Annotated in this window: 14 protein-coding genes; 8 read left to right on the top strand and 6 right to left on the bottom strand. The window is 42.0% G+C overall.

Features of this window, described 5'->3' with window-relative positions:
* Positions 1 to 50: 50 nt before the first annotated feature.
* On the bottom strand, positions 51 to 1,229 hold the full coding sequence (locus NSS65_RS15165) for an MFS transporter (RefSeq protein WP_251027195.1): 1,179 nt from the start codon (positions 1,227 to 1,229) through the stop codon (positions 51 to 53).
* A 218-nt stretch (positions 1,230 to 1,447) separates the two neighbouring features.
* Here NSS65_RS15165 and kapD point away from each other — a divergent pair, with 218 nt between their 5' ends.
* A complete protein-coding gene (gene kapD, locus NSS65_RS15160; RefSeq protein WP_061110011.1) occupies positions 1,448 to 2,065 on the top strand; it encodes a 3'-5' exonuclease KapD in 618 nt (205 codons plus the stop codon).
* Here the strand turns inward: kapD and NSS65_RS15155 are convergent.
* Entirely contained in the window at positions 2,062 to 2,454 is a 393-nt protein-coding gene (locus NSS65_RS15155) for a kinase-associated lipoprotein B (RefSeq protein WP_025094193.1), read from the bottom strand. The two genes, kapD and NSS65_RS15155, sit on opposite strands and share 4 nt — an antisense overlap.
* 91 nt (positions 2,455 to 2,545) lie before the next feature.
* On the opposite strand from NSS65_RS15155, the gene NSS65_RS15150 reads away from it, so the two are divergent.
* Positions 2,546 to 2,725 carry a hypothetical protein gene (locus NSS65_RS15150; protein ID WP_034282549.1) on the top strand — a complete coding sequence of 60 codons (180 nt, stop codon included), beginning with the start codon at positions 2,546 to 2,548 and terminating at the stop codon, positions 2,723 to 2,725.
* Here the strand turns inward: NSS65_RS15150 and NSS65_RS15145 are convergent, their stop codons facing one another.
* Positions 2,726 to 4,018 carry a HAMP domain-containing sensor histidine kinase gene (locus NSS65_RS15145; RefSeq protein WP_034282546.1) on the bottom strand — a complete coding sequence of 431 codons (1,293 nt, stop codon included), beginning with the start codon at positions 4,016 to 4,018 and terminating at the stop codon, positions 2,726 to 2,728.
* A gap of 330 nt (positions 4,019 to 4,348) precedes the next feature.
* Positions 4,349 to 5,524: a MalY/PatB family protein gene (locus tag NSS65_RS15140; protein ID WP_326135324.1), complete on the bottom strand. Its 1,176-nt coding sequence runs from the start codon at positions 5,522 to 5,524 to the stop codon at positions 4,349 to 4,351.
* Positions 5,525 to 5,607: 83 nt separating this feature from the next.
* Between NSS65_RS15140 and NSS65_RS15135 the strand changes: the two genes are divergently transcribed.
* Positions 5,608 to 5,868, top strand: a complete 261-nt coding sequence (locus tag NSS65_RS15135) for a DUF1871 family protein (protein WP_034282542.1) — start codon at positions 5,608 to 5,610, stop codon at positions 5,866 to 5,868.
* Here the strand turns inward: NSS65_RS15135 and NSS65_RS15130 are convergent.
* Positions 5,865 to 6,689 (bottom strand): alpha/beta hydrolase, encoded by an 825-nt coding sequence (locus NSS65_RS15130; protein ID WP_081124737.1) that lies wholly within the window; start codon positions 6,687 to 6,689, stop codon positions 5,865 to 5,867. The genes NSS65_RS15135 and NSS65_RS15130 overlap by 4 nt on opposite strands.
* A 175-nt stretch (positions 6,690 to 6,864) precedes the next feature.
* On the opposite strand from NSS65_RS15130, the gene NSS65_RS15125 reads away from it, so the two are divergent.
* From NSS65_RS15125 to yugI, 3 genes are all read left to right on the top strand, one after another.
* The gene (locus tag NSS65_RS15125) at positions 6,865 to 7,365 is read left to right on the top strand and encodes an Lrp/AsnC family transcriptional regulator (protein ID WP_003213765.1); all 501 of its coding nucleotides are present in this window, start codon (positions 6,865 to 6,867) and stop codon (positions 7,363 to 7,365) included.
* A complete protein-coding gene (locus NSS65_RS15120) occupies positions 7,366 to 8,559 on the top strand; it encodes an aminotransferase (RefSeq protein WP_034282537.1) in 1,194 nt (397 codons plus the stop codon).
* Positions 8,560 to 8,757: 198 nt separating this feature from the next.
* A complete protein-coding gene (yugI, locus tag NSS65_RS15115) occupies positions 8,758 to 9,150 on the top strand; it encodes a S1 domain-containing post-transcriptional regulator GSP13 (protein WP_007500519.1) in 393 nt (130 codons plus the stop codon).
* 234 nt (positions 9,151 to 9,384) lie between these two features.
* On the opposite strand, the gene NSS65_RS15110 is transcribed toward yugI, so the two are convergent.
* Positions 9,385 to 9,621, bottom strand: coding sequence for a DUF378 domain-containing protein (locus tag NSS65_RS15110; protein WP_003212952.1), 237 nt, complete (start codon positions 9,619 to 9,621; stop codon positions 9,385 to 9,387).
* A gap of 144 nt (positions 9,622 to 9,765) precedes the next feature.
* On the opposite strand from NSS65_RS15110, the gene NSS65_RS15105 reads away from it, so the two are divergent.
* On the top strand, positions 9,766 to 10,929 hold the full coding sequence (locus NSS65_RS15105; RefSeq protein WP_326135326.1) for an iron-containing alcohol dehydrogenase: 1,164 nt from the start codon (positions 9,766 to 9,768) through the stop codon (positions 10,927 to 10,929).
* A gap of 121 nt (positions 10,930 to 11,050) precedes the next feature.
* On the top strand, positions 11,051 to 12,223 hold the full coding sequence (locus tag NSS65_RS15100) for an iron-containing alcohol dehydrogenase (RefSeq protein ID WP_101676429.1): 1,173 nt from the start codon (positions 11,051 to 11,053) through the stop codon (positions 12,221 to 12,223).
* Positions 12,224 to 12,244: the final 21 nt, after the last annotated feature.

The following is a 12,244-nucleotide window of genomic DNA, read 5'->3' as shown; positions in this document are numbered from 1 at the left end:
AGTCTAGTGAATAAGGCTTTTACGCAAGAAAAAAGAGTATCTGAAGATGATCAGACACTCCTTTCATTCGTCTTCGCATGCGAGCGGACCGCCCATAAAAATAACGCACCAAACAGAAAAATGCCGGCAGTGACATAAAAGACAGCTGGAATCCCGTAATGACTCGCCACAATGCCGCCGATCACCGGACCGACGACATTCCCAAGAAAACGGAAGCTGACATTGTATCCGAGCACTTCCCCTTGCATAGAAGCAGGTGCTTTGATCCGGATATACGCCGTCGTACACGGAATAATTCCGCCAAGTGCCATCCCGTATAGGAAACGGAAAATGACTAACATGACGTATGAATCCGCCATCGCTTGCGGGATGAATAAAATAGAGGAGAGGATGAGAAGGGCAAGCAGCACCTTGTCGTGACCAATTCGATCTCCGAGATCCCCCCATTTTCGCGTGAACAGCAAATTGCCAAGTCCAGTTGCAGAAAAAGCAAGCCCCGCATAAAAAGCGAGATTGACAGGACCATGTAAATCATGAATGTATAAAGCCAAAAGCGGCTGTATGCTAAAGTTCCCTACCTGCGTAATAAACGTTAAAAGCATCGTGACCACAAGCAAAGGCTGTTTGAAAATGTGAATGAGTACATCCTTCCGTGAGTAAGAAACTCGCTTTGCTTCTTTTGACCGGATCGGCTGTTCCTTTACTCCGAAGACAATCACAATAGCTGACACATAAATGACAGCCGCTGTGAGGAAAAACGTATAAATAAATCCGACGCTGTCTGCCATGAATCCGCCCATTAACGGACCAAACAATCCTCCGGCGACATTACTCATCTGCATCGTTCCAAGTGTTTTACCAGCAGTTGCCTTTTCAGTCTGTGCAGAAATCAGTGCCATTGAAGTCGAGATAAAGCCTGTGACAAGCCCCATGAAGAGCCTTAGTGCAAATAGCTGATACACGGTGTGCACAAGCCCCATTAATAGAATACTTGTGGCGATGCCAATACCGTTAATTAATAATATCTTTTTATAGCCATGCCGGTCGCCAATCCGCCCCCAAATCGGAGAAATCAGGAAGGCCGTTAAAAACGTGACCCCAAAGACATAGCCGCTCCATCTTTGAACAAATTCATTTGAATAGCTGCTATCAAGAGATTCTATGTAAAGTGATAAAAAAGGGACGATCATTGTAATACTCGCAGATACAAAAAAGTTCACAAACCACATGATGTACAAGTTTTTCTTCCTGTTTGTGATAGAGACCACCTTCTTTATTTATTTCGTGTTCCTTAATAATTATAAAGGAAAATAAACGATCTTTCATCAGATGAATAGGTTGGGCATAGTGAATCTGCATTATTTTCACGAAAATGAAGTGATTTCAAGGTCCGTCTTAATATAATGGTATGAGAATGAAAAGCTGACGAAAAAGTGAGGTGAAACTGGTGGAACAGAAGACGGTGCTTGTGGTCGATTTTGAATTTACGATGCCTGATGGAAAATATCATCCACAAAACTTTTTTCCTGAAATTATTGAAGCTGGGGCAGTGAAAGCAGCAGATGAAACGATCATAGACACATTCTCTAGCTACGTCAAACCGAAAAAGTTCCCGAAGCTGACGAAGCGCTGTAAATCTTTCCTCGGAATTACGCAGGAGGATGTAGAGAGCGGGATTTCATTTGAGGCGTTTATCGAGAAGCTCGTGTCACTTGATGGGGGAGAGAATTGTGAGATTATTACGTGGGGCAACATGGACATGAAGGTACTGAAGCAAAATTGTATGCTCAATCATATTACCTTTCCTTTTAAGGGGAAGCTGAGGGATCTGGCTTTTGAATATAAAACCTTTTTTGGTGACCGCACACTGACAGGGCTTCGAAAAGCGGCAAAGGAATACGGCAGTGAAGGAGCTGGTAAGCATCATAAAGCACTCGATGATGCCATGACGACTTATCAGCTGTTCACCCTTTTTGAAAAAGACAGAGCCTATGTGGAAAATCCGCAAACAACCAAAATTGGTGAGCTGATCGATTTCTCACATTTTTTTGATTCGGCTGATTAGCGGACGTCTTCTGGAAAATAATCTTTTTCAAGAGAAGATAGGCACGCTCTTGATTTTTCAGCCCATTTAGAATCATCCGCACGGAGTGCTTGTTTCAATTTATCTACAGCTTCTTTCAGTGACTCTTCATAATCAGGTATATCGCCATCATAAGGCTTCACCATATGATGAGGGATATTTGTCTGTTCTCTATAGGCCAAAGCCCGCCTCTCTTGGAAAAAAGGCACGTCTGCTTCTTTCGGATGATGCAGGTCGCCTTGAGTGGGATGTGTCAGAACGGCTTTTACTTGAACGAGATAGGTCGATGGTTTCACTGCTGTCACTTCCCCAACGTATACACCTGTTTTATAAAAACCTTTCACAACTTGTCCAATTTGAATGTCTGTCATGTGAAATTCCTCCAATTCCTTCTCATCGGAAGGTATTTCATTTCTTTTAGCCAATATAGTGAAGTAAACGAGCAAAAGGGGGGAATGACGAATGATGTCGTTCATCGTACTTTTTCTACTATATTTTCCTGAAGATAAAAGGGAGTACATCCCAGCGGCTATCACCACGGTGATTTTCTTTATTGCTGCGTTTATTTGTTTTCGGCTCATCGTTCGTGCATCTAAGAAGCAGGAGCGCATAGATGAAAAAAGAACAAAAAAAATGGATTAATCATTTTCTTCTTGTATCTTCAGGAAATTTCACGGTGACGGTTGTTCCAGATTGCAGCGAGCTTTTGAAACGAATGGTTCCATGGTGATTTTCAATAATAGAAAAAGTCACTGTCAGCCCAAGCCCAGTCCCTTTATTTTTCAAGGTGTAATAGGGTTCGCCAAGCTTTTTCATTTGGCTTTCTGTCATACCTACACCGTTATCAACGAAATAAAGGCAGATCTTATGATTTTCTTTTGAAGCAAAAAGTTCTATTTTCCCTTCATGTTCAGGAGCCGCTTCTATCGCATTTTTGATTAAATTAATCATGACTTGCTTGATCTTCGTTACATCCCCTTGAATGTATAAGTCAGGTTCAATGGATTGATGAATTGTGACCGATTTAAAATTCGCATAGGATGTCATCAGTGATGCACATTCCTCAAGTAATTTAGAGAGATTAAGAGATTCAATTTGATAATAGTTTTGTTTTGCAATGTCAAGATAGCTCGTGATAATGTCCTGCGCACGGTCTAACTCGGACAGAACGAGATTCTTATAATCTTTATTGGCAGGTGGTTCTTTTGTATTATCACTCGAAAAGAGCAATTGAATAAAGCCTCTCACAACTGTCAGCGGATTGCGTACTTCATGGGCAACGCTTGCAGCAAGTTCACTTACAATGGTCAGTTTTTCTGACTGGACAAGCTGTGATCTCATTTCCGCATTTTCTTTCACGAATTCAATGGAATAGATACTGAGCACAAGAAAGAATATGTAGTAAAGAGTTGAGAAAAATAACTCAAGGAGCTTTTGCTGCATAATAAAAGCTGGGCTGTATGCCATTAAGCTGACCGCAAGCAGGCCAATGTAAATAAAGAATCCTTTGGATAAACCGATAAGCACTCCGTAAAACAGCTTATTTGGCTTCGAATATTGATGCCATTTTCGGTAGAACAGGAATGGGATGAAAAAGTAAATTGGGACAACGATGAGCCCAATCCATAAGAAAGAGCCGTACATCACGAATTTGACTATGATGCTTATCAAGATGGCAACGATCCCCGCCATGTATCCTCCGTATAAAATAGCAAGCACAAGGGGAATGGATTGAAGCCCAGTCTGCAAATCTAAAATCGAACCAACTGGATACATAATACATAGTGCTGAAGAGATGGATGCGAATACTGTGATGAGCAGTTTATTCGTTTTTGGGAAATGAGCAGGGGTCCGGCTTAGCCATAGCGCATGATATAAAAAGATTGGAAATAGAATAAAAGATACATGGAGCAGAAAATCCTTGAACATTTCCATTTAAATGCTCTCCTCGTAAATAATTGTAATTCCTCTCATTATATCATTTCATTTACAAAGTAGATATGATAAAAGGAGGGTTTTTTTCTTTAAAAAGAACACCCGTTAGGATGTTCTCAGATTGTTGACAAAGGGCTAAAATGATCTTGATTTTAGCCCTTTGTCTTCTTTTCAGCGTGATAGAAAACCTTTGAAGTCTAGGAAGGACGAGTACTGGCGCGGAGCGAATTTGACATTCGTGAGCACCAGCACGCAGGACTGACAAAGAATGCGAGGGTTTGTCTACACGCTGAGAACACCCGTTAGGATGTTCTTTCTATCGTATAGGTCTTATTCAGCTGATAGCGTGAACGCTTGGTGGAGACGTTTCAGTCCTTCTCTGACTGTTTCAGCAGGACAGCCGAGATTCATCCGAATAAAGCCGTCTCCTTCGTGTCCGTACACGTGGCCAAGCTCTAGGATCACTTTCCCTTTTTTCAGCAGATTCCGTTTCAATTCCGCTTGACTGAATTGATAATCCCGAATGTCCAGCCACAATAAATAAGAAGCATCTGGTTTCATATAACGCATATTTGGAAGATTTTCGTCGATATAGTCCATCGCCGTTTTCATATTGCCTTCGAGATAAAGAACAAGGGCATCAAGCCACTCATCCCCGTGGCGGTATGCTGCTTCCATCGCTGGAATCGCAAAGGCATTCAGTTTGGACAGTCCGTTTCTTTGCACTTCATTCGTGAAAAGGGTTCTTTTTTCTTCATCTGAAATGATAATAGCAGATGCCTGGAGCCCTGCTAGATTAAAGGTTTTACTCGGCGCAATACACGTTACCGTGATATGTGCAATGTCGTCAGAAAGGCTGGCGAAGGGCACATGCTGCTTCCCGTAAAGCATCAAATCCGAGTGAATCTCATCTGAAACGACTGTGACTCCATGCTTCACACATAGGTCTCCGACTCGCTTTAATTCCTCTTTTGACCATGCTCTTCCGGACGGATTATGCGGATGGCAAAGGAACATGAGCTTTGCTTGTGGTCTGCTCAGTTTTTTCTCTAAATCATCAAAATCCATCATATAGCGGTTGTTTTCTATTTTTAAAGGATTGGTTGAGACTGTACGTCCATTTCGTTCAATCATTTGATAAAAAGGTGTATACACTGGTGACTGTATAACTACTTCGTCGTGCGGTGCTGTAAAGGCTTGAACAGCAAAACTAAGTGCCGTTACGATTCCTGGTGTGAAGGTGACGGCATCTGTCTGAATTGTCCATCCATGTCTTCTTTTGAGCCAGCCAGCGACTGCCTGCTGCGTATCCTGATCTTGAAATGCATAGCCAAATACACCGTGGTCTAATCGCCCTTTCAATGCATCAAGGACGACCTGCGGCGCTTTAAAATCCATATCAGCCACCCACATCGGGAGGGCATCTGTTGTCAGGAACAAAGACTCTGCTTGATCCCATTTCACTGATTTTGAACCTTTACGTATGATCTGTTCGTCGAAATTCATGAAACCCACCTCTAGCTGTTTTTCAACCATTCTTGGTTGTGCTAAAATAAACATCACAAAATTTATTATAAGCGGTGATACCGATGAAAGATAGTCAAGCTGTAGAAGAGATGATTCAATTCATTAAGGCATGGGACCCTTTTCATTATGGAGAGGATTTTTATGAAACGGAGCCTGCTGACGTCATCAGTGCATTATACGACGCAGAAGACCCGTTATCTTTAGCAAAAGAGATTCAAGCCATCTACCATCACTCATTTGAACAGCTTCTTCCGCTAGAGAGCTGTCAGCATACAGCGAATCAGCTTTTTGCCATAAGAGACAGCAGCTCCTGTTCACGCTAAGACAGGCTGAAATGTCCGATTTGATCAGACACAAAGACCGGATTTTCCTCAGGAATGAGGTGCCCGGTTTTTTTTAATGCATGCAAGGTTGAATTTGGCAGATCTTTGTGCAGTCTTTCGCCTATTTGGATGGGAACGATTCGATCTTCCTCGCCCCAAATGAGCAGCACGGGTGTTTCCATTTTCTTTAAAACGTCCGAGGTCAAATCTCCTTCCCGGTGCCGAATCAAACGAAATATCCCCCGAAAGATTTGATCATCTGAAAACGGCTTTAAATAGCCGTCGACCATCTCTTGATCAATGATGGAATGATCATGCACAACAGCCGTTAAATTTTTCATAATGCCCTGTTTTAAAAGCTTTCTTTTTAGATACAGATAAAAATAAGGAATATATGTGCTGTAAACAAGTGATCTTTTTGACTTATTCAAATAGCCAGAGCTGCACAATAGAACCGCCTTTTCAAATAGGTCCGGCCGTTCAGATGCAGCGTATAAGGCGATTTGTCCACCCATTGAATGACCCACTAGAATCGCATGCCGAATCTGTAAATAACCAGCTAGCTCTATAATAATTTTTCCCATGTTGCGATAGCTGTAAATAAACGTATTCGACTTCTCGGACTGTCCAAATGGCGGCAGATCAATTGCAATTAAATTGAAGTCCTGTTTCAGAAGCGGGATGAGCTTTCGATAGCTGAAGGTAGAAGAGAAGAGACCGTGAATTAAGATCAACGTCTTTTTGCCTTCATTTGGATAGTGCTCGTAATAGATATCTAAACCGAATGTACTTTTCATATAAGCTGGCTGAACAATGTCCACATTCTTCACTCCGATACTTGATACTCTCTCTGTTAGGTGACTGTATTGTACCCTAAAAAGTGGATTTTAAGCTATTATTAGAATCTTTTCCCTGCTTAGCATAATGGGAAAAACGTGCTATAATGTTCAGAAGATTTTTTAAAACTAGCTTTTATAATCTGAGGTGTGAAATCAAATGAAACTAACAGAAAAAGAAACTGAAATATTAGAGATTTTAGATGAAAACAGCCGCGCCGATTTAAATACAATTGCAAAAATGGCAGGCGTGACAACAGAAGAAGCCGAAGCCATCATTCAAAAACTTGAAGATCAAAAAGTCATTATTGATTATTCAACCATGATTGACTGGCGAAAAGTGGATGGTCATGAAGGCGTTACAGCAATGATTGATGTAAAAGTGACACCAAAAAGAGGCGTCGGATTTGATGAAATTGCTGAACGGATTTATCGGTTTCAGGAAGTGGAGTCTGTCTATCTCATGTCAGGTGTTTATGATCTTTCCGTTGTGATCCGCGGAAGATCAATGTCTGATATTGCCCGCTTCGTATCTGAAAAATTATCGACACTTGATTCCGTTGTTTCAACAACTACCCACTTTATTTTGAAAAGATATAAACATGATGGGAAAGTGTTTGAAACAGGAGACGATGACAAAAGAATCGTGGTGTCTCCTTAAATGAAAAAGTCTTATTTATCTGAAACGGTACAAAGCATTCAGCCGTCAGGTATTCGGAAATTCTTTGATTTGGCTGCCACAATGGAGGGGGTTATCTCCCTTGGTGTCGGCGAGCCAGATTTCGTGACAGCTTGGAATGTCAGAGAGGCAAGTATTATGTCATTAGAACAAGGGCTGACCTCTTATACGGCGAATGCAGGTTTAATTTCTTTGCGAAAAGAACTGAGCCACTATTTATATAAGCGGTTTCACATTAACTACAGTCCAGAAGAAGAACTCATTATCACAGTTGGCGGAAGCCAGGCACTTGATTTGGCCTTTCGTGCGATTTTAAACAGCGGGGATGAAGTGATCATTCCAGAGCCTTGTTTCGTAGCATACGGGGCACTTACGACACTTGCAGGCGGCGTGCCTGTCTATTTAAGTACAACCGCTGAAAAAGATTTCAAAGCAGATTCTGCTGATCTTCGCACAAAGCTGACGCCGAAGACAAAAGCCATTTTGCTTTGCTCGCCATCAAATCCGACTGGGTCTGTTTATTCAAAGGAAGAGCTTGAAGATATTGCTCAATTTGCGAAAGAGCATGACCTGCTCATTATTACGGATGAGATTTATGCGGAGCTGACATACGATGAAGCTTTTACAAGCGTGGCGGCTATTCAAGATATGAAGGAAAGAACGATCTTGATTTCAGGCTTTTCTAAAGGGTTTGCCATGACGGGCTGGCGTTTAGGATATGTGGCAGCACCACCTGTACTGCGCGATGCCATGCTGAAAATACATCAATATTCTATGATGTGCGCGCCGGCGATGGCACAATATGCGGCAGAAGAAGCATTAAAAAATGGGCTTGAAGATGTAGAGAAAATGAAGAAAAGCTATAGAAGACGCCGTAATTTGTTTGTCGGCTCCCTTAATGAACTAGGACTTACATGCCATCAGCCAAATGGAGCGTTTTACGCGTTCCCATCGATTAAAAGCACAGGCATGACGTCAGAACAATTTGCTGAGGAGCTGCTCCTAAGCGAAAAAGTGGCCGTTGTTCCTGGGAATGTATTCGGACCGAGCGGTGAAGGTCATATACGCTGTTCATATGCTTCGTCACTTGATCATCTTCAGGAATCACTTTCAAGAATTCAGCGCTTTTTACAGGCTCGACAAGTAAAGGAAGAAGCATCAGCCATCTTAAAATAAAAAAAGGCATCAATCCAAATGGACTCATGCCTCACAAATTAGGGGGGAATACTAGAAAGCATTCTTGTTTTCAGGTATTCCCCCTTTTGATCTCATTTAAACCCATTTAAAAAATATTTTGCGTAACTGCCTGTTCTGTGATATAGTTTTTAATTGCGTATAAACGAATATTAAAACATTTATTTAGGAGTTGTTATCATGGCGACAAAGTTTGAAGTAGGCAGTGTTTACACTGGTAAAGTAACAGGATTACAAGCGTATGGTGCGTTTGTTGCATTAGATGAAGAAACTCAAGGACTTGTGCATATTTCTGAAGTAACACATGGCTTTGTAAAAGACATCAACGAGCACCTTTCAATTGGTGACGAAGTACAAGTAAAAGTTCTTTCTGTTGATGAAAATGCAGGTAAAATCAGCCTTTCTATCCGTGCGACACAAGATGCACCTGAAAGAAAAGAAAGCAAACCAAAGAAACAAAGACCACAGCAAGTGAAAGAAGAAGCTGCTGCACCACAAGGTTTCAATACGCTTAAAGATAAACTTGAAGAGTGGATTGAGCAATCAAACCGTAAAGACCTTATCAAGAAATAATAAAAAAGCACCGCTTCAAACGGTGCCTTAGATTGTTGACAAAGGGCTAAAATTTTAGCCCTTTGTCTTCTTTTTCAGCGTGATAGGAAACCTTTGAAGTCAAGGAAGAGCGGCTACTTTTGCGGACGAATTTAGAATTCGTGAGCACCAGCGCGCAGACCTGACAAAGAATGCGAGGGTTTGTCTACATGCTGAGGCTGCCTCATGTAGGCAGCCTTTTTTATGTCTTTTTATTTAACGAACTTCTGGGTTCGGCTCGTCACGGCGAACAGCTTCTTCGCTTGGTTTGAACAACAGACCAAGGTTGACAAGACCTGCAATTCCAACAAGACCATAAATAATACGTGATAATGCAGAACCTTGTCCGCCAAAGATCGCTGCTACTAAGTCAAATTGAAAAAAGCCGATTAGTCCCCAGTTAATAGCACCGATAATCGTGAGCACGAGGGCAATACGCTGAATAGCACTCATCGTGATTCCTCCTTTCGCTACAGCATCAATACATTTATATTTTGCAGATTTTTAGCCAAACTATGCGTAAGAAAATGGATGAAAGCAAATTACTTTACTTTTGGAATGAATGAGGCGCATAATGTAGCGCGAGGAGGAGATCACATGGATCGATTTACTTATTGGAACCCAACGAAATTAATTTTTGGAAAGGGAGAAGTATCAGCCCTTTCAGATGAACTCAAACACTACGGAAAAAACGTATTACTTGTATATGGTGGAGGCAGTATTAAACGAAACGGCCTTTATGACCAAGTTGTCAGCATCCTAAAAGAATCAGGAGCTGCAATCACTGAACTTGCTGGTGTGGAGCCTAACCCGCGCTTAACAACAGTAAGAAAAGGGGTCGAACTTTGCAAAGAGAACGACATTGATTTTATTTTGGCAGTTGGCGGCGGCAGTGTCATTGATGCGACGAAAGCAATCGCAGCTGGTGCGAAGTACGATGGAGATGCTTGGGATATCGTGACACGCAAGCACGTCCCAATGGAAGCTATTCCGTTCGGTACTGTGTTAACACTTGCCGCAACAGGCTCTGAAATGAACTCTGGATCAGTCATCACAAACTGGGAAACAAATGAGAAGTATGGCTGGGGAAGTCCAGCAGTTTTCCCGAAATTCTCTATTCTTGATCCAGTCAACACATTCACTGTGCCTAAAAACCATACGATTTATGGCATGGTTGACATGATGTCACATGTGTTCGAACAATATTTCCATCACACAGAAAATACACCTTACCAAGATCGTATGTGTGAAGGACTTCTTCGCACTGTCATTGAAACGGCACCGAAGTTGATCAACGATCTAGAGAACTATGAGCTCCGTGAAACGATTTTATTCACTGGCACAATTGCGCTTAATGGCATGCTTTCAATGGGGGCACGTGGTGACTGGGCTTCTCATAACATTGAGCATGCAGTATCAGCTGTTTATGATATCCCCCATGCAGGCGGTCTTGCAATCTTGTTCCCGAACTGGATGAAACATGTGATTCAAGAAAACCCAGGCCGTTTTAAACAATTAGCGGTCCGTGTATTCGATGTAGATCCTGCGGGCAAAACAGATGAAGAAGTCGGCTTAGAAGGAATTGACAAGCTGTCAGCTTTCTGGACAAGTCTTGGTGCACCAAGTCGTTTAGCGAATTATGACATCAACGATGAGAAAATTGATTTAATTGCAGACCGTGGAATGGCACGCGGTGAATTTGGTCAATTTAAAAAGCTGAACAAAGAAGATGTTTTAGCCATTTTGAACGCTTCTTTATAATTGAACAATAAAGGGATAGCTGCTCGCGGGCAGTTATCTTTTTTTGAGTTCGTCGTGTACATATGTTACAGTAGTCTTTCATGTTTTTGGATATATTCGTTGTAAGGAGATGTTTTAACAGATGGAGAATTTTATTTACTATAATCCAACAAAATTGATGTTTGGAAAAGGACAGCTAGAAGGACTCAAAAGCGAACTCGCTCGTTATGGAAAACGAGTGTTACTTGTATATGGCGGAGGCAGCATTAAGAAAAATGGTCTTTATGACAATGTCATCAGTGCGTTAAATGAAGCAGATGCAGAAGTGTTTGAGCTGTCTGGCGTTGAACCAAACCCGCGCCTCACAACAGTGAAAAAGGGAATCGATATCTGCCAAAAGGAGAACATTGATTTCTTATTAGCCGTTGGCGGCGGAAGTGTGATCGACTGTACAAAAGCAATTGCAGCCGGAGCAGAGTATGACGGTGATGTGTGGGATATTATTTCAAAAAAAACAACCGCTCAAAAAGCACTGCCGTTTGGCACAGTGCTGACACTTGCAGCAACTGGTTCGGAAATGAATCCAGACTCTGTCATCACAAACTGGGAAACGAATGAAAAATATGTGTGGGGCAGCTCTGTCACTCACCCTGCTTTTTCAATTCTAGACCCTGAGCATACGTATTCTGTGCCAGAAAACCAGACGGTGTATGGTATGGTCGATATGATGAGTCACGTTTTTGAGCAATACTTCCATAATGTGAAAAACACGCCTTTACAGGACCGGATGTGTTTTGCTGTTCTTCAAACAGTCATCGAGACAGCACCAAAACTGCTGGAAGACTTACAAAACTATGAGCATCGTGAAACGATTCTATATGCAGGAACGATTGCTTTAAATGGCACGCTGCAAATGGGTTACTTTGGCGACTGGGCGTCCCATACGATTGAGCATGCTGTATCGGCTGTCTATGACATTCCGCATGCAGGCGGGCTTGCTATCCTCTTCCCAAACTGGATGCGCCACACGCTCGATCATAATGTAGAACGTTTTAAAAACCTTATGCTGAACATGTTTGACATCGAAACAGAAGGAAAGTCAGATCGTGACATCGCATTAGAAGGGATCGACAAACTGTCAGCGTTCTGGACAAGTCTCGGTGCACCAAGCCGTTTAGCGGATTATGATATTGGTGAAGATCAGCTGGACAAAATTGCCGACATTGCAGCAAAAGAAATGGAATACGGTGGTTTTGGTAACTTTATGAAACTTAACCGTGATGATATTCTATCGATTTTGAAAGCTTCTTTATAATCCAGATTGCCGCTTCTCATC

This window comes from Bacillus sp. FSL K6-1006, assembly GCF_038593175.1.
Classification (GTDB): domain Bacteria; phylum Bacillota; class Bacilli; order Bacillales; family Bacillaceae; genus Bacillus; species Bacillus safensis.
The sequence above is the reverse complement of the archived record's forward strand: the minus strand, read 5'-3'. Positions and strand labels throughout refer to the sequence as shown.

Bases quoted from the DNA above. Each gene is read 5' to 3' on its own strand.
- NSS65_RS15165 (WP_251027195.1), bottom strand. From the start codon at position 1,229: ATGTGGTTTGTGAACTTTTTTGTATCTGCGAGTATTACAATGATCGTC.
- NSS65_RS15155 (WP_025094193.1), bottom strand. From the start codon at position 2,454: ATGACAGACATTCAAATTGGACAAGTTGTGAAAGGTTTTTATAAAACA.
- NSS65_RS15150 (WP_034282549.1), top strand. From the start codon at position 2,546: ATGATGTCGTTCATCGTACTTTTTCTACTATATTTTCCTGAAGATAAA.
- NSS65_RS15145 (WP_034282546.1), bottom strand. From the start codon at position 4,018: ATGGAAATGTTCAAGGATTTTCTGCTCCATGTATCTTTTATTCTATTT.
- NSS65_RS15140 (WP_326135324.1), bottom strand. From the start codon at position 5,524: ATGAATTTCGACGAACAGATCATACGTAAAGGTTCAAAATCAGTGAAA.
- NSS65_RS15135 (WP_034282542.1), top strand. From the start codon at position 5,608: ATGAAAGATAGTCAAGCTGTAGAAGAGATGATTCAATTCATTAAGGCA.
- NSS65_RS15125 (WP_003213765.1), top strand. From the start codon at position 6,865: ATGAAACTAACAGAAAAAGAAACTGAAATATTAGAGATTTTAGATGAA.
- NSS65_RS15120 (WP_034282537.1), top strand. From the start codon at position 7,366: ATGAAAAAGTCTTATTTATCTGAAACGGTACAAAGCATTCAGCCGTCA.
- yugI (WP_007500519.1), top strand. From the start codon at position 8,758: ATGGCGACAAAGTTTGAAGTAGGCAGTGTTTACACTGGTAAAGTAACA.
- NSS65_RS15110 (WP_003212952.1), bottom strand. From the start codon at position 9,621: ATGAGTGCTATTCAGCGTATTGCCCTCGTGCTCACGATTATCGGTGCT.
- NSS65_RS15105 (WP_326135326.1), top strand. From the start codon at position 9,766: ATGGATCGATTTACTTATTGGAACCCAACGAAATTAATTTTTGGAAAG.
- NSS65_RS15100 (WP_101676429.1), top strand. From the start codon at position 11,051: ATGGAGAATTTTATTTACTATAATCCAACAAAATTGATGTTTGGAAAA.